We start from the raw sequence: 26,574 nt of genomic DNA, 5'->3' as shown, positions 1-26,574 counted from the left end.
TTGATAGATCAAAATCCTAATTTCTATATTACATAGGATGTTTTGTTTACTTACCTTTGCCTAATGAATATTTCTTTTTCTTTTGTTATACCTGTATATAATAGGCCTAATGAAATAGACGAGTTGTTAAGTAGCATGATCGAATTAGAATACGATCAAGCTTATGAGGTAGTAATTATAGAAGATGGTTCGTCGGAGACGTCAGAGGAGGTAATTAAGTCTTATGACAGTCAATTGCAAATTAGTTATTACCAAAAAAATAATACGGGGCCTGGTGATTCTCGCAATTTTGGGATGAGAAAAGCTAAAGGAAATTACTTCCTTATTTTGGATAGTGATGTGATTTTACCAAAGAATTATTTACGTAAAGTAAAAGATTTTTTGTCTACAAATTTTGTGCATTGTTTTGGTGGTCCTGATGATGCCCATAAAAACTTCTCGAATTTACAGAAAGCAATAAGTTTTAGTATGACTTCTTATCTGACTACAGGAGGTATAAGAGGTAGGAAAAATACGTTGGGTAAGTTTCAGCCCAGAAGTTTTAATATGGGGATATCCAAAGAAGCTTTTGAAGCTTCAGAAGGTTTTGGTAATATCCATCCTGGAGAAGACCCAGATCTTACAATTAGACTTTGGAAATTGGGGTACGATACGGCATTGATACCAGACGCTAAGGTATTTCATAAAAGAAGAATCTCTTGGAACAAATTTTATATACAGGTCAATAAATTTGGATTAGTACGTCCAATTTTAAATTTATGGCATCCTGAGACTTCTAAAATTACCTATTGGTTTCCTACGTTATTTGTTTTGTATACCATATTTGCTATGATTACAGCTTTGTTAGGATTCTGGTATTTCATTGCATTCTGGATACTATATTTTGTAATTATTTTTATAAATGCCACTATTAATTACCACAGTCTTTCTATAGGAATTCAATCAGTTATGGCTGTTTGGGTTCAATTTTATGGTTATGGAAAAGGTTTCTTGAAATCTTATTATTATATTCATCTGCTCAAAAAAAATCCTGAACAAAAATTTAAGAAGTTGTTTTTTTTAAAGTAATCACCTATGCCTAAGACCAAATTGAATAGATTTTCTTTAAAAAGAAATAATGTCAAAACATTCCTGTTTTTTTTGGCATTTACCTCTATTTTATGGCTTTTTATACAATTTTCTAAAAATTACACACAAGAAGTAGAGGTTGATATCGAATACACAAATATTCCAAATGATAGAATTCTACATGAAGATAGTGACCAAACATTAAAACTTACTTTAAATGGAAATGGTTTTAGGTTAATTAATCATACATGGAGTAAACCTAGATTAGAATTAGATATTACAAGTGCCGTAGAAACGGAAAGTAGTAATGATTATTATTTTTATGTAGATAAGGCAAATCAGTCTTTAAAGAATAAATTAAATTTTAAAGGAAGAATACTTTCTGTGCAAAAAGATACTTTAAAAGTTAAGCTAGATATTAACCTAGAGAAGAAAATTCCTATACGAATATCCAAGAAACTTTTATATGCACCAGGATATGGAAGTGATAAAGGAGTTGTTCTTTCTCCTGATTCAATAACTATTAGTGGTCCAAAAAGAATAATAGATACTATAAGTTATGTTGTAACGGAGAATTTAGAGTTAGAAGGTTTAAATACTGATTATAATACTACATTGTCCATTAAAACAGACAGTTTACCTTCTAGAATTGGTGTTGTTCCAAAGGAAATAGAGGCTAATATTTTGGTAAGTAAGTTTACAGAAGGAAGCCAAGAGATACCTATAACATTAATGAATATACCTGAAGATAAAGAGGTGAAGATCTTTCCTAAAGAAGTAAAAGTAGTTTATAGAGTTGGTTTGGATAAATACAATGAGATTAGTTTAAGAGATTTCAGGGTTATAGCTGATTATAATAAGGTGTCTGCCGATAGTCCATTTTTAATTCTAGAATTGGTAGATATGCCAACATCTATTCATGATGTTCGTTTACAAGATAAACAAGTACAATTTGTTATTTTAAATTAATGTATGAAAGTAGTTGGTCTTACGGGAGGAATAGGAAGTGGGAAATCTACGGTGGCAAAAATGTTTGCCGAGCTTGGGGTTTCGGTTTATATAGCTGATGATGAGGCTAAAAAATTGATGAATGAAGATTTGGGGGTTAAGAATCACATAGTAAAATTATTGGGAGAGAAATCTTATATCGATGGGAAATTAAATAGACCATTTATTGCTGATAAAGTTTTTAATGATAAGGAACTCCTAAAACAACTGAACAGTATAGTGCATCCAGCTGTTGCTGATCATTTTATTAAATGGAAAAATGAGCAGAAATCCGAGTATGTTATAAAAGAAGCAGCTATATTATTTGAAAATGGTGGATACAAGCAATGTGATTACACAATTCTGATAACTGCTCCTAAAGAAACCAGAATACAGAGAGTTTTAAAGCGGGATAATACTACAAAATCGCAGGTTCTTGCACGACTTAAAAATCAATGGGAGGATTCAAAAAAGATTCCATTGGCAGATTTCGTTATAATTAATACGAAATTAGAAGAAACATGGCTTCAAGTTAAAAAAATCCATAATAAAGTTATCCTTTAATTGTGTTATTTTCCTAATCTTTCATTTTGTTAACATTTGGTTAAACCCTAAAGTAGCTAAATGTTAAAGTCTTACTTTTGACCTATGAATAAAAGGTTATTCGCATTGCTGATCCTATTGATGAGTTTGTCTTTAATTGGGATTATTTTTGTTCAGGGATATTGGATACAGAATACAGTAGAGAATAATAGAGAACAATTTTCTTTTAATGCTAAGCAAATATTGATTTCTGTTTCTAATAAAATTGAGTATCGTGAGTTTGAAGAAATGTATTATCCCTTACAAGAGATATTAGATAGTATCAAACAACCGGATAACAAAACAATTCAACAGCTCTTAAACATAGGTTTTGATAAAGGATCGTTTGCTTTTGGTGATGGCGTTTTAGAAGAAGATTCTAAATTGTTTTCGTCATTTATAGACTTTAATATAGATACGGTAAGGCTTAAAGATATATTGAATAGGAATGCTGAATTGATAGATAATGAGAAAGAAAATTATCAGAAAAGATATAGATCCAAGTCTAAGTTAGATAGGTTGAGTACGCTTACAGATCTACAGAGAAGAGATTATGAAATTGTAATAGATCAGTTAGCAAACTTTATCCCTATTCATCGAAGAGTGAAAAAAGAAGAAGTAAGAAGATTACTTAAAAAGGAATTAGCAGAACGAGATATGAAAGTAGATTTCGAATATGCAATTTATAGTAATGCATTAGCTACGAGAGTACGTTCTGATGATTTTAGTGCGAATGAAAGTGATGGGAACACTTTTGCAGTGCCTTTGTTTGTAAATAATGAAGATGGTTCTAGCTTGTATCAGTTATATGTGAACTTTACAGGTAAGAATAGATATATATTATCGACTATAAAAGGGATGGCGATTTTGTCAATTATTTTTACGTTAGTTATTGTGGTAGCGTATTCGAGTGCTTTATCTCAATTATTACAACAAAGACAGATATCGCAGATAAAGACAGATTTTATAAATAATATGACTCATGAGCTTAAAACGCCCATAGCAACTATTAATCTGGCGTTAGATGCAATTAAAAACCCCAAAATTGCAAATGATGAAGATAAACGTAAGCGATATATGACGATGATTCGTGAAGAGAATAAGAGAATGTTAACACAGGTTGAGAATGTCTTACGAATATCGCAGTTAGAAAAAAATGAATTAAATATAAAGAAAGAACCACTCGAATTACACGATATTATTGAAGATGGAATAACACATGTGTCTTTAATTGTCGAGAATAGAGAAGGGTATATAAAAACACATTTAGGAGCATTGAAATCTTCTATTTTAGCCAATGATAGTCATATGACTAATGTAGTAGTAAATGTTTTAGATAATGCAATTAAGTATTCCGAAGGAGCACCTAAAATTGATATCTATACAGAAAATGTGAAGAATAGTATAGTGCTTAAGATACGTGATCAAGGAGTTGGAATGAGTAAAGTGGCTCAGAAAAAAATCTTTGAGAAGTTCTTTCGAGAGCATACTGGTGATCTGCATAATGTAAAGGGTCACGGACTTGGATTAACCTATGTAAAACGAATTATAGATGACCATCACGGTCAAATATGGGTGGAGAGCGAACGGGGAAAAGGCTCCACATTTATAACTAAATTACCGTTAATATCTTAAAATATGGAAACAGAAAACAAAAAGATTTTGCTTGTAGAAGATGATCCTAATTTTGGAACAGTACTAAAGGATTACCTTGTTATGAATGATTATGATGTCGTACATGCTAAAAATGGTATGGAAGGCTTCGAAAAATTCAAAAAGGATGATTATGATATGTGTATCCTGGATGTAATGATGCCTTATAAGGACGGTTTTACACTAGCAAAAGAGATAAGAGATAAAAATGAAGAAGTTCCTATCATTTTCTTAACAGCAAAAGCTATGAAAGAAGATGTTTTAAAAGGATATAAAGTTGGAGCAGATGATTATTTAAATAAGCCATTTGATAGCGAAGTCTTGTTAATGAAGATACAGGCAATCATGCAGCGCAAAAGCACTGAGTCGGTTGCTGATAGTAAGCAATTTGAATTTAAAATTGGTGGATTTCATCTAAACTCAAAATTAAGATTTTTGACTTTTAGAGAAGAAGATCCTATAAAGCTATCTCCTAAAGAGAATGAATTATTACGTTTGCTAGCATTACATCTTAATGATTTGATGCCTAGAGAACTAGCCCTTACAAAGATATGGAGAGATGATAATTACTTTACGTCTCGAAGTATGGATGTGTATATCGCTAAACTTAGAAAATATTTAAAGAAGGATGAAAATGTGGAAATTTTGAATATCCATGGAGAAGGATTCAGACTTGTTGTACGTAGTGATGAGTCGTAGATAACGGTAATAATATATTAAAAGTCGCTACAAGCCAAGCTCAGTAGCGACTTTTTTGATATATGATAATATGTTATCAAGATTATATAGATAATCAAACCATACTATTTTCTCATCTTTTTTAAACCAGGTAAGTTGCCTCTTAGCAAAACGTCTGGTATTTTTTTTGATTTCAGAAATAGCAAAATCTAAATCAGATTTACCATTCATATATTCAAATATTTCTTTATAGCCCACTGTATTTAGTGCATTTAAGGATTTATCGGGATACAAACTTTTCACTTCTTCTAGTAGACCTTCATTAATCATTATATCAACTCTTTCATTTATTCTGTTGTATATGATTTGCCTTTCTGCAGTAATACCAATTTTAATAATATTAAAAGATCGTTTTTTTGGTGTTTTGGTGATGAAAGAAGAATAAGGTTTTCCACTACTAATACAAATTTCTAACGCTCTCATTACACGATGTGTATTATGGATATCAACCTTTTCATAATAGAAAGGATCTAGCTGCTTTAGTTTTTGTTGTAAACTTTCGATTCCTTCTTTATGATATTGTTCCTTTAAAGCTTCTCTAATAGCTCCCGATACTTTAGGAAAACTATCTAGCCCCTTAGTAACTGCATCTACATACAATCCAGAACCTCCTACTAAAATGGCATATTTATTTTCTTTGAAGAGTTCCGTTAATTTTTCTAAAGCTTCTTTCTCAAAATCTCCAACAGAGTAATTTTCGTGTATACTTTTATGTTGTATAAAATGATGCTTTGCTTGTTGCAGTTCTTCGGAACTAGGAACTGCTGTACCAATACACATTTCTTTATAAAACTGTCTACTATCTGCAGAAACAATTTCGCAATCAAGATTTTGAGCTAGTTTAATGCTTAAGCTAGTTTTTCCTATGGCAGTAGGACCTACAACTACAATCAGGGTATTAGTCATTGAATAAAGTATGTCCACAATTATGACAGAATTTAGATCCATCTAGATGATTATCCGTATTACAATTGGCGCAATGTTGTGTATTAAGATTTATCTTTTCATCTTTAGTCTGTTGACTGTATTCCGCACTTACTATTCCTGTTGGGACGGCTATAATACCATAACCTAATACCATAACCATTGATGCAATTAGTTGACCTAAAGGAGTTTCAGGAGAGATGTCACCATACCCTACAGTAGTAAGAGTAACAATACACCAATATACACTTCTTGGGATACTATTAAAACCGTGTTCTGGACCTTCAATTAAATACATGACAGTACCTAAAATAATGGCAACAATTAAAACAGCAAATAGGAAAACTGAAATTTTGGCTCTGCTAGCTTTTAAGGCTTTTACTAAATTGTTAGATTCTCCAATAAAACGAGCTAATTTTAAAATTCTAAATACCCTTAGTAAACGTAAAGCTCTTAATGCAACTAAAGCATGAGTTCCTACAAATAGAATAGATAGATATTTTGGAATAGTGGATAAAAAATCAATAATACCATAAAAACTAAAGATGTATTTTCTCGGCTTGCTAATTGCAATAATTCTTAAAAAATATTCTATTGTAAATACAATCGTAATTACCCATTCTAGTATATTAAATAATGATGCGTATTTTTCATTTATATAAGATACACTTTCTAGCATTACTAGCACAATACTTGCTAGTATCATGGTAAGAATGATTAAGTCAAAAGACTTACCTGCTCGTGTATCAGCTTCATAAATCACTTCGTGCAATTTATGTTTCCAGCTTTTGTTGTTTGAATGATGCTCCAAAATCAATTATTTTAACTAAAATACTAAAAAATTAACTGTTCTTTTTTATTGTTATAATCGTGTTATTTTCAATATCAACTATTAAATTGAAAAATTCCTTTAATGAATCATAGTATTCGGTAGGATAATATGATGATAAAAATGTAATCGTATGATTGATAGTTAGCTTCTTACCGTGATGCTGAAAAATTATATTTAGTTTTCCTGCATTCCCAGGTAGTTTATAGCTACGGTTTTTAGGGATGTCTAGAAAATCATAGTTTTCGGGAATATCTAAAAAAACAATATGTGAATAATAGTCTTTATAGCCAAAATCAACAGGATACGTTCTTTCGTTTAAATTAAAAGGATTCTTTGTGAAAAAAGTTTTTGTAAAAGGTTTTAAATAAATAATATTGTCAATACTTTCTGCAATCTTGGTAAAACCTATTTCCTCAATAAATGGTTTTTCTACATCATTTTCATTTTGTATACTTTGTTCAAGTATAGTGAGGTTTTCATCCTCATTAAGAATGTTATTGAAGAAACTTTCTTCTGATGTTTTTTGAAACGCTTTTCTTTTAAAATAGGCGTGATATCCACCGTATAAATATTTTGATTCACCTTTAAATACTAACTCATCCGTTAATATCAGCTTTTCTCTATAATTATGTGCTGAGCGTTTTTTTGGTGCAATACCTATCCAGAAACTTCCGTTTTTAAAGTCAAGAAGTCTTCCATATTTGTTTAAGCATCTAAACGGTAGCTGACCAAATGCTAATGTTTTTTCTGTTGCATCTAGCAGGTAAGTTTTTTTATCAATAGTTAATTGCACTATTAAGTAATTAAAATCAGTAAGTACGGGATGTATCTTTGTTGCATATCCGTTTTTTCTAGTTGATAATATTACAGGTTTAACAGAAAAACCTTGCTGTTTATATAGGTTATGCAATAGGATATTCAATTCCGCAACGTTACCTACGTTAGAGCTAATAGTATTTTTTATTGAAACGTCACGGAAAATGCGATATTCTTGATTCCAGGTATATTGATCGGTAAAATATCGATATATTTCTTTGGCTTTATCTAAACCAATTGGTTTCTTTTGAATAGTATCTGGAAGAATATTTTTGGTAGCATTGATTTTTTTTAGCTGTACTCCAATTGCTTTTTCGTTTTTCAGTTCTTTATCTACATTTTTCCAAGTTTCGGTATATTTTTTATTTGTGCCATCAAACCTTTTCAATTCTTTAAGTTCATATTCGACTCGAGAAAAGTAGTTCTTTTTTGCAGTCATATACTTTTCTTCCTTAAAGGGAGGAATATCTCTCATAATATATTGATTATGAGAACAATTAGCGGAGCCTCCACGACTAACTTCTATACAATCTCTTATTAAACTAGATTCGTTAACGTCTAGTTTTAAATTACCAACAAGCCTAATGTTGTATACATAATTTCCAGGAAGATCAGTCACATATTCACTATATAGTTTAGGAATTTCATCCTGAAATTCCCATCCTTTAAAATTAAATATAAAAGGAGATTCTACTTGATAAGTATATGTAATAACTGAACCTGGTTTAATATTTGGAAAAGTGAATTTAACTAGAGTATTGTGCTCGTCATATTTTTCTTGATATATTTGGTCTTCTTCCAGTTTTGTCTTTATGATTTTGCCATCTTCTAGATTGTATGTATAAGCAATGAGGTTTCGAAATAACTCTTTTCCATTTTTACTTTTATATAAGAATATTGTTACTGTACTTTTTTCAAACCCTTCTTTATTTAGGATTTTTATTTTTGCACTGTAATCAGTGAGCAGGTTATAATTTCCACCATTTTGTATTCGACTAAATCCTTTTTCATAAATATAAAAGGCATTAGCGGTAGTATCTTTTTCGTAACGAGTTCCTTTTAAATCATATTCACTTACTACTAGGTTTTTGTGATTGTAACTTTCTTGAGATATTCCTAAAATTGAAACTAATAAAAATAGAATAGATAAAAAAGACTGATGCATCGAAAATAATTTGTGTATAGTATTTAGTGTCTGTTATAACAAAAATGTTACTCCTCAGAATTTATTTTGTTTTTATTTAATAATACAACTTTTAATCTTTTGTGCTGTCTTACATAGCTCTGTATAATGTGTTGAGCATCTCGATTATGGTTCATAGGAGTGATTATAGATTTTAATATATCGATATTATTAATCTGATGGTTTAGATTAAAATACCCGATTCCTATAAATTTACCCTCTTCAATTAAAATTACGCTTTGCTCATCAATCTCTCGACCACGATCAATAATCATCATACTTTTCTCTTCAAAAGAATTGAGAGATATAAGTTCTTGAACCCTAGTATTATAATCATCAGCTGGTTCTTCTAATAAACAAGCACCATTACATTTCTCTATACTATAGTTAAAACAATTCCCTTTACTGCTGTCCAGATCCATTAATTTAAGACACAACTTAAATTCTTCGGTCCAACGATGCATAAATGATTTGGCTTGTTGTCTGTTTGTAAAAGTGGTAATGCTTTTTTTATTCCGATCTACTTTTTTTACCACGAGATTTTTATATCCTTTTTCATCTGTAAATTGATATAGTGCCTGATCAAATTTATTTCTTTTTAAAGCTCGATTGTATTTTGGGCGGTTAAGTTTTATTTCTTCATTTTCTTTTAAAAGAGCAAGTAATTCACTTCCTGTAATTTCATACGTTACATTACTTACTTCATCCTGAATGTTTTTGGATTTTCTGTTGTCGTTAGTAAAATGTTGTGTAACTCGTTTTTTGATATTTTTACTTTTTCCTATATAAATAATAGTACCATCCTCTCGATGCATGTAGTAAACTCCGGTTGAAGCTGGGACAATTTCTATAAGCTTAAGTAGTTTATCATCTACCTTTCTTTTGGTTTCTAACTTTACTGTTTCTTTAAGAATGTTTTTTTCTAGATCTTTTGATAATAGTAATTTAAAAAGCTTTACGGTAGCTTGTGCATCTCCAGTAGCTCTATGCCTATCAGAAATGGCAATCCCTAGGCTACGAACTAGTTTACCTAGGCTATAAGACTTTTGATCTGGAATAAGTTTTTGGGATAATTCTACTGTGCACAGGGATTGACGCTCAAAATCAAAACCAAGTCTGTTGAATTCTGTTTTTAGAATGCGATAATCAAAAGATGCATTATGAGCTACGATAATACAATCAGTTGTTATTTCTACTATTCTTTTAGCTACTTCATAAAATTTAGGAGCATTTCTAAGCATTTTGTTATTAATCCCTGTAAGATTTACAACAAATGGTTGAATAGGTCTTTCGGGATTGATTAGACTAATGAATTGATCAACAACTTTATGACCATCAAATTTGTAGATTGCAATTTCCGTAATTCCTTCTTCATTATACTTTCCTCCGGTAGTTTCAATATCTAAAATCGCATACATCATAGGTTTCTGTGGGGTAGTCTTTATAAATTCATTTATTTTTGATCTAAAGTACTATTTTTTAATGACTATAATTTCTAGCTCCAAAAATAGAACTTCCGATGCGAACCATAGTACTACCACAGTCGATGGCAAGTCTATAATCTCCGCTCATACCAATCGATAATGTTTTAAAAGTAGGATTGTCGGTCGTAAGGTCATTAAAGAGAGATTGAATTTTTTTGAATTCGTTTATGATTTGTTCTTTGTTATCGGTAAAAGTTGCCATTCCCATTAATCCTTTTATGTCAACATTGGTTAATGGTTTAATATCATCTGATTTTAATAGTGCTATTACATCTGCTTCGCTAAGTCCAAATTTACTTTCTTCTTTCGCTATTTTGACCTGTAAAAAACAATTAATATTCCTATTGTTTTTAAGAGCTTGCTTATTAATTTCTTTTAGAAGTTTTAGGCTGTCTACAGCATGGATAGTATCAACATAAGGTGCCATGTATTTCACTTTGTTGGTTTGTACATGACCGATCATATGCCAAGAAATATCTTTTGGTAACTCTTCCCATTTCTGAGTCATTTCCTGGATCTTATTTTCTCCAAAAACTCTTTGGCCGGCTTCATAAGCCTCCATTAAGTCAGATATTGGTTTGGTTTTAGATACAGCAACAAGAGTAACTCCTTCTGGAAGTGTTTTTTGGATGTGTTTTAGGTTCTCCTCAATAGAATTCATAAGGTACAAAGATACCTAAAATTACAAAATTAAATAACAATTAGTCTCTATCTAGTTATAACTTTATACAGCAGGTTAGAATTCATAAATAGTAATACCACTCCTTAGTTTTGGCTCAATATATGTACTTTTTGGAGGCATCTTTAAACCTTGATCTGCTATTTTCTTCATTTGATTTACAGTGGCTGGAAATAACCCAAAACCTACCTCGAATTCTCCTTGATCTATTTTACTTTTTACATATACAATATCATTTTTTCCGTGAGAGTATTCTATTCTGGTGTCTGTCCTAAGATCATGAATACCAAGTATAGGAGCTAATACTGTTTTAAACAAAATCTGCGCATCTAGTTCCTCTAGTGCATTTGTAAATTCATAGATAGTTTTTCTAAGGTATAGTGAATAGAATTCGCCATCTAAATACATACTAAAATGATTTGGTTTCGATGGTTTATATACTTCAATACCACGATTTTCTATCCTAAACCATTCGTCTAAACGAATTAAAAACTCTTCTTTGGATAATCCATTAAGATCTTTAATTAATCTATTGAACTCATAAATTCTTAGATCTGATTCAGGTATTAAATAACTCATAAAGAAGTTATAAGGCTCAGCACCATTATGTTTATCGTTAGTTGATGCTAAATCTTTTGAAAGTAAATATGAAGAAGCAGACCTATGATGTCCATCAGCAATATATATGGTTTCCATTTTGTCAAAAGTCGACTGAATTTGCTCAATACTTTTTTTATCTTCTACTTTCCATAAATAATGTGTGTCACGATAGGTGGTTGTAAATTCGTATTCTGCTCTTTCCAGAATGACTTTTTCGATTATTTCTGTAATGGTATCGTTGTCCGGATAGGTTAGGAGTACTGGCTCTGCATTAAATCCTACGGTTTTTAGATATTGCTTAAACGTAGTTTCTCTTTCTGTTAATGTATCTTCATGCTTTTTGATGATGTCATTTTCATAATCCTCGGCACCAGCAGCGGCTATAATCCCGCAAAAGGATTCTTGCTCGCGATTCACAATTTTATATACATAGAAACATGGAGTTTCATCTTGCATAAAGATCTCATCTTCTTTAAATTCTAAATACCTGTTACGAACAAGCTTATATCGTTCTTCTCCTGAGATTTCTTTATGATATTTATATCCGGGATTAACAATGTGTAAAAAAGAGTAAGGGTTATAATCCATTCTAGAATCCCTTTCCTCTGGAGTATAGCTTTGGTAAGATCGCGATGCAATCAAACTTACCTTATCTCTTGTAGGACGAACTGCCTTGAACGGGTTTATTTTTGCCATTAATTATTGTTTATAAATTTAGTAGGGTCCAAATACCCTTTTGTATCTTCAGAATATCCACCACCAATGTCCATAAAGATATCATCTCTTATCTCCAGATGCAAATGCGCGTAATACATACCATCAGCATTTCCAATAGTTGCAATTAATCCTCCTTTTTTAACAAGGTCTCCTTTTTTTACTTTGAGGGTTTGACAATGGGCATATACAGATTCGTAATAGTTGCCTTTGTACTGATGAATAATACGTATTACATTTCCCCAGCCTCCACCAATATTATCAGCAAAAGAGATATATCCATTTCCTATAGAAAAGATGGCATCTCCAAGATCAGAATTACCACCCCCAACACCATTCCAATCGTCACCTAAATGATTATTTTCTGTGAACTTCTGAGCGTTGTAATATCCTCTAGCATTCGGTTTACCTACAGGAAAATCAAAGTCTTTGGAAATAAATTCTTCATGCTGTTTGAATAATGAATCGTATATCTCATATTTATTTTGAACCTGAATCTTAGTTTTTAGATTATTTACAGATGAAGTATCTTTAGAAACTACTATATGTTTTTTTTTACACGATAGTGATAGCAATACGATTAAAGTAATTGAAAGATATTTTTTCATAAAATAATCATATCTTTTACTTCCAATTTATACAAACTGCTTTGCTACATTTTCTGCTTTTCTGCTTTCTGAGTAATCATAGAAACCTTCACCACTTTTTACTCCAAGTTTTCCTGCCATTACCATATTAACTAACAATGGACAAGGAGCATATTTTGGGTTTTTAAAACCATCATACATTACATTAAGGATAGATAGGCAGACGTCTAATCCTATAAAATCAGCTAATTGTAAAGGCCCCATTGGGTGAGCCATTCCTAGTTTCATAACTGTATCGATCTCAGATACTCCAGCAACGCCATTATATAAAGTCTCAATAGATTCATTGATCATAGGCATCAAAATTCTATTCGCAACAAAACCAGGATAATCATTAACCTCTACAGGAACTTTGCCCAACGTTTTAGACATTTCCATAATCGTACTAGTTACTTCATCTGATGTGTTGTAACCTCTTATGATCTCTACCAATTTCATTATTGGGACAGGATTCATGAAATGCATCCCTATGACCATATCTGGTCTTTTTGTAACTGCTGCAATCTGAGTAATAGATATAGAAGAAGTATTTGTAGCTAAGATTGTGTCTTCTGGACATGCTTCACTTAGGTCTTTAAAAATTTTTAGTTTTAAATCAACATTTTCAGTAGCTGCTTCTACCACAAGACCAGCATATTCTACACCTTCTTTGATACTAGTATATGTCGAAATATTACCAAGAGTAGCTTCTTTATCAGCTTCAGAAATTTTTTCTTTAGCAATCATTCTATCGAGATTTTTCGTAATTGTTGCCAATCCTTTATCTAATGACTGCTGAGAAATATCAATTAATTGAACTTTAAAACCTTTTTGTGCAAAAGTATGGGCAATTCCATTACCCATCGTTCCAGCACCAATTACTGCTACGTTTTTCATGAATTATAGTTGTTGTGATTCACCTTTATGGTGTATTTTTGTTTGTTTATGCTTTTTATTGTTGGTCGTCTTTAAAACATCCAATAATCTGTAATGCTACTTCTAGTGCTTTTTTACCTTGAGTCAAGGATACAATAGGAGTCGTATCGTTATTAATAGCTTCGGCAAAAGTATCTAGTTCATCTAATATTGCATTATTCGAAGGAACTTCTGGATTATCAAAATAGATTTGTTTTTTTATCCCTTCTGCATTTTGCAAGATCATATCAAAATCACCAGGTTTTTCTGGCGCATCTTTCATTTTTACTACTTCACATTTTTTCTCGAAGAAATCAACAGAGATGTAGGCATCTTTCTGAAAAAATCTTGCTTTTCGCATGTTTTTTAAAGATATGCGACTTGCAGTAAGGTTAGCGACACAGCCATTTTCGAATTCGATACGAGCATTTGCGATATCAGGAGTTTCGCTTATTACAGATACTCCACTGGCACTGATATGTTTTACATCAGAATGCACAACACTTAGTATTGCATCGATATCATGAATCATTAAGTCCAAAACAACAGGAACATCAGTGCCTCTTGGATTAAACTCAGCCAATCTGTGTGCTTCGATAAACATTGGATTATCAATCTTTTTAGAAACGGAAGTGTATGCTGGGTTAAAACGTTCTACGTGGCCAACCTGACCTTTTACATTATGAATATTAGCAAGCTCAATTAGTCTTTCAGCTTCTTCAACCGTATTGGTAATTGGTTTTTCTATAAAAACATGTTTTCCAGCTTGTATGGCTTGTTTGGCTACTTCAAAATGAGCAAAAGTTGGTGTTACAATATCTACAACATCCACAGCTGCTATCAACTCTTCTACAGAATTGAATAATTGATAACCAAATTCTTCTGCAATAGCTTTTGCTTGTTTTTCACTGGCGTCATAAAAACCAACCAGTTCATAATTTTTAGATTGTTTCAGGAGACGTAGATGAATTTTTCCAAGATGTCCTGCGCCAAGTACTCCGGCTTTGAGCATAATTCAAGATTTTACACAAAAATAGTATTATTTATAAATTAAGCGATGATCCATTTTGAAAATCGCAATTTTAAATTGTTAAGATTTTGATAATGAATTTAGAGTATTCTTTTTTTGAAATATCGTAAACTATAAAAGTATCAATGAATTTAAATTTTGAAAAGATTAAAAATTATGTTATTATTTAAAAAAAAGAGATGAAAAATAGAAATGTATTGTGCTTCTTTTTATTCTCAATGATTTTTTGCTTACATGTAATAGGTCAGGATGCATTGAGTAATTTAATAGAGGTAGGGGAAAAAGATCTTCAAAATGGAATTGATTTTAAGAAAGATATAGAAGATGTATCTTTTTATGATTTGCAGGGAAATCTCATAAATATGAAGCAAGCCGATTCATTTTTAGCATCTAATAATTATTTTCCACAGTTTTATACAGATAAAAATAATGAGGTTGTTGCGATCATGATTAAAAAAATGTCCAACAAAACTCCTTCAGCTGGCGCTAAGTTTAAGAGTCTTAGGATTCTAAAAGCTAAGAAAAAGAAGAATCTGAGTAAAAAGTTTATTGATTTTTCTGCAGTAGATATGGATAATGAATCATATGTTTTATCCGATCTTAAAGGTAAAGTGGTAGTTATGAATTTTTGGTTTATACGATGTAAACCCTGTGTCTACGAAATGCCAGGTTTGAATAAAATCGTCGAAAAGTATAAAAATAATCAAGATGTAGTTTTCTTAGCTTTTTCCTTTGATCGAAAATCTGATATTGAATCTTTCTTAGAAAAACACAGTTTCTTGTATCAGATTATTCCACAGAGTAAGAAAATTATTTCCAGTTATGATGTAAGTTCGTTTCCTACGAATATGGTCATTGACAAAAATGGAAAAACTGTTTTAAGGAAATCAGGTTTCGGACCAAATACAGTTCCTGAGTTAGAAAATAAAATTGCTTCTTTGGTAAAAGAATAAGAAACATTATATACGTAAATAATCAAAGAATTTATCTATTGTGATACCATTTGTTTATGTAACTTTGAGGAGTTAATCTACCCTAATGAAATCTAAAGATACATTAAAACACGCTGGAAAAAGAAAACAGCTAGTCGATGTGTTAATCGACAAAGGAATTAAAGATGAATCTGTTCTTACTGCTATACGTAAGATACCTAGGCATTTATTTATGGATTCAGGTTTTGGTGATCACGCTTATCAGGATAAAGCATTTCCTATTGGGGCTGACCAAACTATTTCTCAACCATATACTGTTGCTTTTCAGTCAGAATTGTTGGAAGTCGAGCGAGGTGATAAAGTATTGGAAATAGGTACAGGGTCTGGTTATCAGACTGCTGTTTTGTGTGAATTGGGCTGTAAAGTTTATAGTATAGAAAGACAACAAGAGCTTTTTAAAAAAACGAAACTGTTTTTACCAAAACTAGGATATCGCCCTAAACATTTATCTTTTGGAGATGGATATAAAGGTTTGGAACAGTTTGCTCCTTATAAGGGTATTATAGTAACAGCTGGTGCTCCTTATGTCCCTAAACCATTATTGGCTCAATTAGAAATAGGAGGTAGGTTAGTAATTCCTGTTGGTAACGATCCACAGGTAATGACTTTATTTATACGTAAAAGTGAAACCAAGTTTGAAAAACATGAATTTGGAGAGTTTCGCTTTGTACCTTTGTTAGAGGATAAGAATTAGTACAGGATAATGAGAAAATTAGAACTCTATATTTTACCTATTACTATTAGTATTGGTTTTTTAATTTATTTGCTTGATTATCCTTTTGGGAGTACCATCACAATTATTTCTTTATTAGGATTTTCTTGTCTATATTTTTATTTCGGTTTTGCTATTTTTAATGAAGTACCTTTTCGAAAAGTTTTTAAAAAGGAATCTTACCAAGGTATTTCGATCTGGACGATAATTGGAGCGATATTAACTGGAGTTTCAATTTCTATTTTATTAATAGGATTGTTATTTAAAATGTTTCGTTGGCCATTTGGTAAAGAAATGCTGATTATTGGAGTTAACTTACTGAACGTTATTTTTATAATAGGGTTTATTAAAATTATAAAGGAAAAAAGACCTTTTTATCAAAGGTTGTTACCTAGAGTTATCGTTTTTCTTCTTCTAGGGTATTTGTTTTTATCGTTACCTTCTTATGCTTTCTTAAGTTTAAAGTATAGCGATCATCCAGGTTATATTGAAGCAGTAAAACGTTTAGATCAAGATCCTGAAAACCTTAAATTGCAGTTAGAGGAACAGAGAGCATATGGTGATATGATGAGTGAATAAGGTTGTTACCTAAAAAGATTACTTATAATCCTTTTTAATGCGATCTAGAGCACGTTTATTGTCTCGATCTTTAATAGTTTCACGCTTGTCATAAAGTTTTTTACCTCTAGCAAGGGCGATGTCTAATTTGGCTAAACCTTTATCATTTACAAATAATCTAGTAGGTATAATGGTAAGACCAGAATTTTTAACTTCTTTCTCTAGCTTTTTTAATTCTTGCCTGTTTAGTAATAATTTTCGTTCACTTTTAGGATTATGGTTAAAGTAGGTGGCGTGAGAATATTCTTCAATATTCATATTGATAACAAAGAGTTCCCCATTATTATGAAACTCACAGAAGCTTTCTGCAATACCTGCTTTTCCTTCTCTAATAGCTTTTATTTCTGTCCCTACTAATTTAATTCCAGCTGTATATTTGTCTAAAAATTCGTATTCGAATTTAGCTTTCCTATTAAGTATATTGATTTTATTCTTATTCATAATCTATATGTGCAAAAAGTTTGCAAAGACTACAAAAATACAAAAAGCTTTCCCTAAAGAAAGCTTTGTTATTTATATTGTAGTAAAAAGTTTTAAGGTTCTTGAAATTGTATGGTAGCAATTTTACCGTCAGAATTTAATTTTAATTCCATCACTAAACTAATATTGTCAAAAGCTGCTGTATAACTATTGATTCCTTCAGCAGACTCAATAAACGTTAGCGTATTTAAATTACCAAATTGTGAGTGACATCCTTTTATAAAACGAGTGACACCTTCTTTGGTCATTTCTTCCTGCATTTCAGCAGAATACAAGTCGAAAACTGCGTCTATGTTCTGCGCGTTAAAATTTTCCTGGAAGGCTTTAGTTGTCTTCTCATAAGTGGCAGTATCTTGAGCTAATAAGGGCTGCGAAGCGATACAAACCAAAAGCAATAATATATATTTCATAGTATTTATAAGATTTAGGGATTGCAAAATAATTATCTTTTTGAATATTTAAAAAAAAATAAACTTAAAATTGAAGCATTCGATGAAAGTTTTGTGCTTAGAATTCGCCTAATACGACATTACTATTTATGAACATATAGATGGTACGATTATGTCTTTAGTTTAACAAAATTATTGGAATTATTGATAGTGTAACAACTATTTTAGTCTTTAAGTTAATAAAAAAATTATGAAGAAATTTTCATTTTTATGCGGGATATTGTTTTTACTTTCTTTTACAACACCTACGATTCAATATAATGCCCAGCAAATTGTGGATAAAGCTATAGAGAATGCAGGAGGTGCAAAATTTGATAATGTCATGATTAGGTTTTCTTTTAGAGGAAAAGAATACAGGAGCGCACGTAGTAATGGACAGTATCAACTAGAAAGAGTAGTGTTTAGCAATGATGGTATGACTCATGATATTCTTAGCAATAAAGGTTTGTCTAGGACTATTGAAAGTTGTAAAGTTAAAGTTGTGGATTCGATGGTAACTAAAATTAGTGATGGTGTAAATTCGGTGCATTATTTTGCAAACTTACCATATGGATTAAATGCCCCAGCTGTTCATAAGAAACTTGTAGGCGAATCTAAGTTAAAAGGCTCGGCTTACTATAAAATTAAAGTTACTTTTGATCAAGAAGGTGGAGGTACTGACTATGAAGATGAATTCATGTATTGGATTCATAAAGAAAATTTCACAATTGATTATTTAGCATATAAATATGCAGTAGATGGAGGAGGAATTCGTTTTAGAGAAGCATACAATGCTAGGGTAGTTAATGGAATTAGATTCGTTGATTATAATAATTATAAGGCTGGCAATTTATCGACACCTTTATCAGAATTAGATTCCATGTTTGATAAGGATCAATTAAAACTGTTATCTAAAATAGAACTAGATGATATTTATGTTTATGATGACAATGATTGTTGTTAATTAATATTAAGAACAGTATCTGTTATTACATCCCCTGTTACTTTAATAATAAAAAGCTTACTATAGTTCTTTTCATCAATAGCGCTGTATTTCTCAACTCCCATAATTTTATTAACAAAGGTTGGAGTTGAATTGCTATGGCCAACGATTATGGATGTCTTTCCTAGTGTTTCTTTTTGAAATTTATCATTATACAGTTTTCTAGGGTCGTAGATGGACACTTCAATATTTCGGTCTTTTGATATAGGATTGGCAGTTTGCAAGGTTCTGGCATAGTCCGTACTGTATATTTTATCAATTTTAAAATCGGCTAGTATACTAACAAGGTTCTCAGATCTTTTTTTTCCTTCTTCAGTTAAGTTTGGGTTTCTATTGGTTGGATCACTAAGATCTTTTTCGGAATGTCTCACCAAAATATAAGTAGTGGTACTAACATTTTCAGATTTCTTTTGAGCACAGCTCGAAAAAACAATACCTAGTAATAAAATAGCTGTAGAGATGTATTTAGTTTTCATGATTATTTGTTTTTCAGTACTTCAAGTAATATCAATTGATTGATCTGTTCCGAAGTTGGATTAAAATTATTGTCTGAAATTAACAATAACGATTGATTTCCATTTGCTAATATAGGGCCAAAAGTAATACCTTCTATATTATCAACAATCTGATTTGTTAGTTGATTTCTAATAGTTTCGAAATCAAAAAGTAGTTGTTTAGTTGCTAATTGATATTTTTTATTCTTTAAAAATTCAAACGCCGCGGTATTAGTAGCGTCTTTTATATTTGCTAAATATATTCTTACCGTGTTACCTTGTGTACCATAACCTGCGGCATACCCTCGTTCTATAATTATAAATTGAGATTTATTAAGTTGTAATAAGCCTGTAACTCCATTTACACCAAATTTTCCTTTAGGATCTTTCGCTAGTTTATCTAGTGGATAAGTGAATTGAAAGTCAGCTGTTTTTGTTTTTACATTAAAATGAGTAATTCTTACGGGAGCTCCAGATTTATCAAAAGTTGGTTCATCGCCATCAAGTTCTAACGGAAGCTCCATTGCGGCCCAATACCCTTTGTTATTTATATCATTGACAAGTCCTTCAAAAACTCCATTATGTCTTGGTTGATTTCTAGAATTATCACCTGTTAAAAAATAGGAGGGAAGTTGTAATTTACTTTTGTAATTCCCATCAATATCTGTTATAAAAATGGTAGGATCATATTTGTTTTTTATAGATCCCTCGCTACTTAATATAAATTTATTTTTATCATATATCCTGATAGCTTCTAAGTCAGCCACATTGTTTTCCAGAAATTGATTTTCTTGATCTTTTATTTTGATTAGTTGATTTATATCAATTTTATCAATAATATTATTATCAAGAGAAATTTTTGCTTTGTAAAATCTTGGATTTTTTGCGTCATCACAGACAAGGTAGTAGGTGTCTTCTTCTTTATGATATTCTATAGCAGAAAGCCCTCCAATTTTACTTCCTTCAAAAATAGAATCATTATAAATTACGTGTTCATCCAGATATTTTATTTTTAGAGAGTTACTAACTGTGTTGTTGGGTATACTAGCACAAGAAACTAGAATTTTTGTAATTAGAACTATGAAAATAAAGCGCAAAATAAAAGTATTCATTATAAAATTAGTAAAGCCCCTAAGATAGTTCTTAGAGGCTTTACAAGTAAAATTTTTATAAGTTATTTAATAAAACTAGTGTTTTACAAATTTTGTGGTAGTCGTATTGCTATTAGAACTTACTTTTAAAATGTAATTACCTGAATTTAGAGTATTAATATTAACTTGAGGATTGTTCTCATTTGTATCCTTATGAAAAACAGATCTTCCGTTCATATCATAAATGGTTAGATCGTCTATTACGGTATTGGAATTAATAGAGAGAATTTCGTTTACTGGATTTTGATCCAGTGATAGTTTTTCATTGTTAATAGTAAAATCATCAACACTTAAGGTTGCTGCTCGTGCTAGTAAATGATTTCGAATAAAAATACCCGATGTTGTTAGGTTTCCATTTATCAATCCTTGTACTCCCATATTAGGACTTACAACGCAAGAATCTTCTGGTTTATGAGAAACTGTCCAATTGACATAACTTATGTAGTTTTCAATCATAAAGTCTAACCAGACCTGGGACTCTTGTGGATTGTATCCACCATTTCCACTAGCATCGGTAGTACCCCATTCTGTTACAAATAGTGCAATCCCACTGTTCATTGCAGCTAATGCTCGATCTCTTAAAAACTGTTTATGAGTATTAGCGTAAAAATGTAAAGTATAAGCTAGGTTAGGATCCCCAGTTATAGGGTTGGCAGCAGCCTGATCTACATCCTGCGACCAAGTTGGGCTTCCAACGATAATTAAGTTATCTGGATCTTTAGAGCGTATTCCGGCAATTACATCATTAGCATAATTTTTAACATCATTCCAAGATTGATTTATAGGTTCGTTATAAATCTCATAGATAACGTGATCATTATTCCCGTATAATTCTGCCATTTCTGTAAAAAATGCTACAGCTTCATCTTTATACACTTCCGCAGCGTGTGTATGCCAATCAATGATTACATAAACCCCTTTAGCAATAGCAGCATCTATAACAGTTCTAATTTTAGCTTTTTGGGCTGCAGTATTATCTATATAACCAGTACCTCCATCCCAATCTTCTTTAACACCAAGAGCTGCTCTAATGATGGGGTTTTTCCAATCATCGGCTAAATGGTTTATTGTTTGACTATTATAAAAATCGCCACCATCACCAGCATTACTCCAGAATAGACTCATACCGGCTAGACTGATTTTTTCTCCATTTTCTGCAGTAACGTGGCTTCCATTAACTTGCAGCCTACCATATCTTTCGACTACTGTTTGAGCATAGCTAAAAGAATTAAAAATTAAAAAGAGAATTAGGGTAGATAATTGTTTTTGACGTGTAAAGTTAAGTTTCATAATTTGTTTTTGAGGAGTTGAATATATTTAATTGTTGCTGGTTAACCAGATTTTAGCGAAACGATAGAAACTATTATTTAGTATAGCGAATATTAGCTTTTCGATGAAATAATAAGTTATTAGGATTAAAAATTAAATGTAAGATCTGCAGGAGAGAATTTTCTTCTATTTTAAGGATGTAATAAAAGAGAATTAAAAATGGCTCTGTTATCATAGCAGAGCCATTTTTAATTTCTTTACTTTTTTTGATTAATATTATATAATGGGAGTATTTGAATAACTTTCTAAATTATTAGAAAGTTATTCAAATACTCCTAATTTCCACGCTACTATTGCCATAGAAAATATTGCAATTACAAAAAATGCAATAAAAAAATATGAACTTCTCTTCTTGTGAGAGGAGCCAAGATCATCGGAAGTCTTCATAATGGTTAGATTTTGTTGATTGATGTATATATAAGACTCCTTAACTAACTATATGTTACACTTTTTGTGGTTTTAGTTCTAAAATTCTTTGATTAAAGGTATTAGCCTCTAATGGATTTAATACAGAATTAAACAATTCCATCAGCTCTGGAGTGTGATTCCAACGCTTTTGTTTTAATAAATTAAAATGCACAAAAGAACTCCACATAACGGCTTTTAGTTCAGTTTTGTTATGATTCCACATGCGTATTTCAACATGTAATTCATTTTCTGAGAATGATATAAGTTGAGAGTTAATGATAACATCTTCCATCAACAATGCGGGGCGTAAATATGCGATTTGATTACTCCCTACAACCCAACTTACACCTTGGGTTTGTGCCATTTTAAAAAGATCTAAATCGTAATAGTTAATTATTTGGTCTTCTCTAGCATTAATCATATAGTTAATATATTCTGCATTATTAAGATGGTTGAATGGATCGCAATGTTGAAATCTGATTTTTGCTTTACTTTCTAAGGTTTTTGGTAATGTTGTCATAATGTTTTTAATTTTATACCAATTGGTATATTTTGATTTAAAAAAAATGTTTATAGTTTCAATTCATTAAGAATCATAGTGTCTATTTGGTCCATAGTTTGTAATAAATAACTATTATCTTCCATGGTATGTGTCATAAATATCGCTCCAATTATCATGGTATATAATCTTTTTGAATAGATTATAGAATTTATATCAAATTTAATTTCTTTTGATTGTTTTCCTTGGTCAATGAGTAGTGCAAGATTATTTTGAATTTTATCTATTGTGTACTGCACATATTTAAAGAGAGGACTATTTTGATGTTTTGCGTCCACTCCCATATTAAGTACAGGGCATCCTCCTAATTCTTGACTATAATTATAATAGTTTCTGTAGAAATCTGTAATAAGAAATAGCTTTTCAATAGGGGAATTACTAAGTGTCTGATGATCAGTTATACGTCTTAGCATGTTTTTGACGGTCATCGTAAATGCTGCAATAGCTAATTCTTCTTTATTTTTAAAATTTCCGTAAATGGCACCTTTGGTTAAACCAGTTGCTTTAGTAATATCACTCAAACTAGTGGCCGCATATCCATTTTTGTTAAAAATAGGGGCAACCGTTTGAACTATAAATTCTGAAGTTTTTTCGGCTTTGGTAAGCATGTAAAGAAGTTTAATATGTCAAATATACTTAAAATATACCATTTGGTATATTTTAAAACTTTCTTTTAACATTACATTTTAGTTTTATTGTTTCTAGAGAATCAAATTTTTAATATAAAGATAACTTAGTACACTAAGTATTATGCCTATATTGCTATGCTAATTTTTACGATTATGAAAAATCTTTATGCTTTCTTTGTTATACTGCTTTTCGTACAACTTTCTTTTGCTCAGGTTGTAATTAACGAGCTAGATGCTGATACACCTAGTACAGATACTCAAGAATTTATAGAATTGAAATCCGATGCTCCAAATTTTTCTTTAAATGGGTTTGTTGTTGTTTTATTTAATGGTTCAACAAGTGGAGGAGATGCAAGTTATTTTACATTGGATCTTGATGGATATACCACAGATGCTAACGGGATTTTTTTAATTGGTGGCCCTGAAGTTTCTCCGGTACCTGATGTTTTGTTATCAGAGAATATTATACAGAATGGGGCAGATGCAGTAGCTATTTATATAGGAAATGATACAGATTTTCCCGAAGGAACTATTGCAACGACTACTAATTTGTTAGATGCACTAATTCATGACACGGATGATGCTGATGATACAGGCCTTATGACTTTATTGGGGGTTATGGAACAAATCAATGAGGATGAGAATAATAATAAAACTACAGAATCCATCCAACGTAAGGATGATGGCACATACGAAGTAAAAACTCCTACTCCAGGAGCACTTAATGATGGAAGTGGTACTCAATTTAATGGTATTTCAATAACTACTTCTTTTGATCAATATAATGAAGGAGATAATGTTGATATGGTATTTACGACAGAAACAAATGTAACGAGTGACCTTACTTTTGATGTTACTATTACTAATGAAAGCTTTACCATGGCAGATTATTCAGGTAATACTTCCGTAACTATTGCTGCAGGAACGAATACAGTGACTAATACAATTCAACTGATTGATGATGTCGATGATGAAGGAGATGAAGTTATGAAAATTACTTTTGGTACCATTCCATCGGGTTTTATTCGTCTGAATGATAATAAAGAACTACGAGTTATAGATAACGATTTCACTGTTGCTTCTTGGGGAACACCTTTAAATCCTACATTTGGTATTGTAGCCAGTAGGGCACCATTAGATTATTATAATTCTTTAGAAGGTTTAGCAGATGCGGCTTTGGTTCAGGCTATTCAGGATATTATAGCTGATCCGACTACAGTAAGAACACATTCGTACGCAGATATTGTAGAAATTCTAGGTAGCGCAGATCAAAGTCCAGAAAACAGTAATCAAGTTTGGCTTTTATATACAGAACAACAACGCCCTAAATTAGATTTTGCAGGATTAACCGATATAAATGAAACTTGGAACCGAGAACATACGTATCCTAGATCTAGAGGTGAGTTTCAAGATTTTAGAGAGTTTGATGATATAGCGGATGGTATTTCTGGTTTTGTTACAACAAATGCAGATTCATTACGTCACGCTAATTCTGATGCACATGGTTTAAGAGCTACAGATTCTAATGAGAATAGTTCTAGAGGAAATCAGCATTATGGAGAATACAATGGCCCAACAGGTAATCTAGGTAGTTGGAAAGGTGATGTAGCTCGAGGTATTTTTTTCCTTGTAACTAGGTATAAAGCGCTACAAGTTGTTAATGGTTTTCCGGACGATACGGATAGTACGATATCTGAACTTGGGGATTTGACTACCTTGTTAGATTGGCATAGAAACGATCCTCCAGATGATTTTGAAATGAATCGTAATAATGTTATTTATAATTGGCAGTTCAATCGTAATCCATTTATCGATCAACCAGATCTTGTAGAATATATATGGGGTAACAATATAGGAGAAGTTTGGTCTAATACCTTATCTATAGATGAAAATGAAGTGTCAGAGTTCTTATTATATCCTAATCCAGCTAATGATTATATTATGGTGTCTGCCAAAGGGAAACAAGGAGATTTAGAAATATATGATACTTTAGGTAATATGTTAGTTACTCAATCTTTTAATGAAACAACGAAGGTTAATTTAAATATATCTTCGGGGTTTTACTTAATGAAGTTTCATTATAATAATACTTCTGTGATCAAAAGAATTATCGTGAAGTGATATAGTCTTAATTCTTACCTAAACTGCTATAAATAATATCATCAGACACAATTTTCGAAATACTTCTTGGTAATGCACAAGCGTCCACAATATCGAGATCTTGATATTCTAGTAGGATGTAATATTTTTCGATTATTCTACTCGATTGATCACAATCCGTAGTTTGATTTCTTACGTAGTTGGTTTTAGGATTTTTTATTCGATTACTTCTAGTTTCAAAATCCTTGAATTGGCATTTTATAGGAACGAAATTATCGAAATAAAATCGTTCTTCTAATGTAAGTACAACATCCACTTTTTCTATTCTCTTTTTTCTATTCTTTTCATAATCTTTATATTTTACTTTATGAATAGAGAATTCAAAGAATAACTGATCATCCCAAATATAGTATTCATCTTTATAAGAAACGTGTCCCTGGGTATATTGATGAATAATATGCTTTAATTCACGACTATTATAATAGAAAGTAATGGCACCTTTTTCTAAGGATTCTTCGCAGGTATAATCTGTATGATATTGTCTAAGCGTATTATTATCCACAAGTTCTCTAATAAGAGAATATTTACTCTTTATATCAGCGAGAATTTGCTTTTGGTCTTGACCAAAAGATAGGGTAAAAGAAAGTACACAAAAGTATAATACAAAAGTTGGTTTCATTAGGGAGCAATTTACTTAAAAGTTTGTTTTTTGTAAGAAATACTTATCAACCGTGTAAGAATACATCTGTTAATAACTACGGTAAAACCATAATAAATTGACACTGTGATAGGTTATGCTATTGTTCTTTTTCTTAAAAAAAAGAGAAAAGAGCCAGTTTT

At 31.2% G+C, this 26,574-nt stretch carries 28 protein-coding genes; 10 read left to right on the top strand and 18 right to left on the bottom strand.

What is annotated here, in order from left to right:
- Positions 1-63 precede the first annotated feature (63 nt).
- The 5 genes from J8L88_RS18145 (at position 64) to J8L88_RS18125 (ending at position 4,989) form a co-directional block, all read left to right on the top strand.
- Entirely contained in the window at positions 64-1,068 is a 1,005-nt protein-coding gene (locus J8L88_RS18145) for a glycosyltransferase family 2 protein (protein WP_118385882.1), read from the top strand.
- 6 nt (positions 1,069-1,074) lie between these two features.
- A complete protein-coding gene (locus J8L88_RS18140) occupies positions 1,075-2,037 on the top strand; it encodes a CdaR family protein (protein ID WP_027393597.1) in 963 nt (320 codons plus the stop codon).
- Between the two features lie 3 nt (positions 2,038-2,040).
- The gene (gene coaE, locus J8L88_RS18135; RefSeq protein ID WP_027393598.1) at positions 2,041-2,619 is read left to right on the top strand and encodes a dephospho-CoA kinase; all 579 of its coding nucleotides are present in this window, start codon (positions 2,041-2,043) and stop codon (positions 2,617-2,619) included.
- A gap of 84 nt (positions 2,620-2,703) precedes the next feature.
- On the top strand, positions 2,704-4,272 hold the full coding sequence (locus tag J8L88_RS18130; RefSeq protein WP_027393599.1) for a sensor histidine kinase KdpD: 1,569 nt from the start codon (positions 2,704-2,706) through the stop codon (positions 4,270-4,272).
- A gap of 3 nt (positions 4,273-4,275) precedes the next feature.
- Positions 4,276-4,989, top strand: a complete 714-nt coding sequence (locus J8L88_RS18125; RefSeq protein ID WP_027393600.1) for a response regulator transcription factor — start codon at positions 4,276-4,278, stop codon at positions 4,987-4,989.
- A 27-nt stretch (positions 4,990-5,016) separates the two neighbouring features.
- On the opposite strand, the gene miaA is transcribed toward J8L88_RS18125, so the two are convergent.
- The 9 genes from miaA to J8L88_RS18080 form a co-directional block, all read right to left on the bottom strand.
- Positions 5,017-5,934, bottom strand: a complete 918-nt coding sequence (gene miaA, locus J8L88_RS18120; protein WP_027393601.1) for a tRNA (adenosine(37)-N6)-dimethylallyltransferase MiaA — start codon at positions 5,932-5,934, stop codon at positions 5,017-5,019.
- Complete coding sequence (locus J8L88_RS18115; RefSeq protein ID WP_211061488.1) at positions 5,927-6,763, bottom strand: ion transporter; 837 nt, start codon at positions 6,761-6,763, stop codon at positions 5,927-5,929. The genes miaA and J8L88_RS18115 overlap by 8 nt, the downstream gene beginning before the upstream one ends.
- 31 nt (positions 6,764-6,794) lie before the next feature.
- Complete coding sequence (locus tag J8L88_RS18110; protein WP_211061487.1) at positions 6,795-8,765, bottom strand: DUF3857 domain-containing protein; 1,971 nt, start codon at positions 8,763-8,765, stop codon at positions 6,795-6,797.
- A gap of 47 nt (positions 8,766-8,812) precedes the next feature.
- The gene (locus tag J8L88_RS18105) at positions 8,813-10,201 is read right to left on the bottom strand and encodes an exonuclease domain-containing protein (protein ID WP_211061512.1); all 1,389 of its coding nucleotides are present in this window, start codon (positions 10,199-10,201) and stop codon (positions 8,813-8,815) included.
- Positions 10,202-10,262: 61 nt separating this feature from the next.
- Positions 10,263-10,928 (bottom strand): YggS family pyridoxal phosphate-dependent enzyme, encoded by a 666-nt coding sequence (locus tag J8L88_RS18100; RefSeq protein WP_211061486.1) that lies wholly within the window; start codon positions 10,926-10,928, stop codon positions 10,263-10,265.
- A 75-nt stretch (positions 10,929-11,003) separates the two neighbouring features.
- Complete coding sequence (locus tag J8L88_RS18095) at positions 11,004-12,242, bottom strand: DUF1015 domain-containing protein (protein WP_118385886.1); 1,239 nt, start codon at positions 12,240-12,242, stop codon at positions 11,004-11,006.
- Complete coding sequence (locus J8L88_RS18090; protein ID WP_118385887.1) at positions 12,242-12,868, bottom strand: M23 family metallopeptidase; 627 nt, start codon at positions 12,866-12,868, stop codon at positions 12,242-12,244. Before J8L88_RS18090 ends, J8L88_RS18095 begins: the two co-directional genes overlap by 1 nt.
- A 27-nt stretch (positions 12,869-12,895) precedes the next feature.
- The gene (locus J8L88_RS18085; RefSeq protein ID WP_027393607.1) at positions 12,896-13,783 is read right to left on the bottom strand and encodes a 3-hydroxybutyryl-CoA dehydrogenase; all 888 of its coding nucleotides are present in this window, start codon (positions 13,781-13,783) and stop codon (positions 12,896-12,898) included.
- Positions 13,784-13,838: 55 nt separating this feature from the next.
- Positions 13,839-14,813: a Gfo/Idh/MocA family protein gene (locus J8L88_RS18080; RefSeq protein WP_027393608.1), complete on the bottom strand. Its 975-nt coding sequence runs from the start codon at positions 14,811-14,813 to the stop codon at positions 13,839-13,841.
- A gap of 197 nt (positions 14,814-15,010) precedes the next feature.
- Between J8L88_RS18080 and J8L88_RS18075 the strand changes: the two genes are divergently transcribed.
- The 3 genes from J8L88_RS18075 to J8L88_RS18065 all read left to right on the top strand — a co-directional run bounded on the left by J8L88_RS18075 (position 15,011) and on the right by J8L88_RS18065 (position 17,114).
- Entirely contained in the window at positions 15,011-15,784 is a 774-nt protein-coding gene (locus J8L88_RS18075) for a TlpA disulfide reductase family protein (RefSeq protein WP_211061485.1), read from the top strand.
- A gap of 85 nt (positions 15,785-15,869) precedes the next feature.
- A complete protein-coding gene (locus J8L88_RS18070) occupies positions 15,870-16,517 on the top strand; it encodes a protein-L-isoaspartate(D-aspartate) O-methyltransferase (protein WP_027393609.1) in 648 nt (215 codons plus the stop codon).
- 9 nt (positions 16,518-16,526) lie between these two features.
- Positions 16,527-17,114 carry a hypothetical protein gene (locus J8L88_RS18065; protein WP_211061484.1) on the top strand — a complete coding sequence of 196 codons (588 nt, stop codon included), beginning with the start codon at positions 16,527-16,529 and terminating at the stop codon, positions 17,112-17,114.
- A gap of 18 nt (positions 17,115-17,132) precedes the next feature.
- On the opposite strand, the gene smpB is transcribed toward J8L88_RS18065, so the two are convergent.
- Together smpB and J8L88_RS18055 are read right to left on the bottom strand one after the other, a co-directional pair.
- The gene (smpB, locus tag J8L88_RS18060; protein ID WP_027393611.1) at positions 17,133-17,594 is read right to left on the bottom strand and encodes an SsrA-binding protein SmpB; all 462 of its coding nucleotides are present in this window, start codon (positions 17,592-17,594) and stop codon (positions 17,133-17,135) included.
- Between the two features lie 92 nt (positions 17,595-17,686).
- Positions 17,687-18,043 carry a DUF3887 domain-containing protein gene (locus J8L88_RS18055; RefSeq protein WP_027393612.1) on the bottom strand — a complete coding sequence of 119 codons (357 nt, stop codon included), beginning with the start codon at positions 18,041-18,043 and terminating at the stop codon, positions 17,687-17,689.
- A gap of 229 nt (positions 18,044-18,272) precedes the next feature.
- Here J8L88_RS18055 and J8L88_RS18050 point away from each other — a divergent pair, with 229 nt between their 5' ends.
- On the top strand, positions 18,273-19,025 hold the full coding sequence (locus J8L88_RS18050) for a DUF6503 family protein (protein WP_027393613.1): 753 nt from the start codon (positions 18,273-18,275) through the stop codon (positions 19,023-19,025).
- Here the strand turns inward: J8L88_RS18050 and J8L88_RS18045 are convergent.
- The 6 genes from J8L88_RS18045 to J8L88_RS18025 form a co-directional block, all read right to left on the bottom strand.
- Positions 19,022-19,540, bottom strand: coding sequence for a histidine phosphatase family protein (locus J8L88_RS18045; protein WP_118385892.1), 519 nt, complete (start codon positions 19,538-19,540; stop codon positions 19,022-19,024). The two genes, J8L88_RS18050 and J8L88_RS18045, sit on opposite strands and share 4 nt — an antisense overlap.
- A 2-nt stretch (positions 19,541-19,542) precedes the next feature.
- Entirely contained in the window at positions 19,543-20,670 is a 1,128-nt protein-coding gene (locus J8L88_RS18040; RefSeq protein ID WP_211061483.1) for an esterase-like activity of phytase family protein, read from the bottom strand.
- A gap of 75 nt (positions 20,671-20,745) precedes the next feature.
- The gene (locus J8L88_RS18035) at positions 20,746-21,999 is read right to left on the bottom strand and encodes a cellulase family glycosylhydrolase (RefSeq protein ID WP_211061482.1); all 1,254 of its coding nucleotides are present in this window, start codon (positions 21,997-21,999) and stop codon (positions 20,746-20,748) included.
- Positions 22,000-22,299: 300 nt separating this feature from the next.
- Complete coding sequence (locus tag J8L88_RS23690) at positions 22,300-22,425, bottom strand: hypothetical protein (RefSeq protein WP_255411842.1); 126 nt, start codon at positions 22,423-22,425, stop codon at positions 22,300-22,302.
- A gap of 55 nt (positions 22,426-22,480) precedes the next feature.
- Positions 22,481-22,966 (bottom strand): thioesterase family protein, encoded by a 486-nt coding sequence (locus tag J8L88_RS18030; protein ID WP_027393616.1) that lies wholly within the window; start codon positions 22,964-22,966, stop codon positions 22,481-22,483.
- 50 nt (positions 22,967-23,016) lie between these two features.
- Positions 23,017-23,613, bottom strand: a complete 597-nt coding sequence (locus J8L88_RS18025) for a TetR/AcrR family transcriptional regulator (protein ID WP_027393617.1) — start codon at positions 23,611-23,613, stop codon at positions 23,017-23,019.
- Between the two features lie 174 nt (positions 23,614-23,787).
- Between J8L88_RS18025 and J8L88_RS18020 the strand changes: the two genes are divergently transcribed.
- Entirely contained in the window at positions 23,788-25,755 is a 1,968-nt protein-coding gene (locus J8L88_RS18020; protein WP_211061481.1) for an endonuclease, read from the top strand.
- Between the two features lie 7 nt (positions 25,756-25,762).
- Here the strand turns inward: J8L88_RS18020 and J8L88_RS18015 are convergent, their stop codons facing one another.
- Positions 25,763-26,413 carry a hypothetical protein gene (locus J8L88_RS18015; RefSeq protein ID WP_027393619.1) on the bottom strand — a complete coding sequence of 217 codons (651 nt, stop codon included), beginning with the start codon at positions 26,411-26,413 and terminating at the stop codon, positions 25,763-25,765.
- Positions 26,414-26,574 lie beyond the last annotated feature (161 nt).

This window comes from Aquimarina sp. MMG015, from assembly GCF_018100855.1.
GTDB lineage: Bacteria > Bacteroidota > Bacteroidia > Flavobacteriales > Flavobacteriaceae > Aquimarina > Aquimarina latercula.
This window is presented reverse-complemented; position numbering and strand designations above follow the sequence as displayed.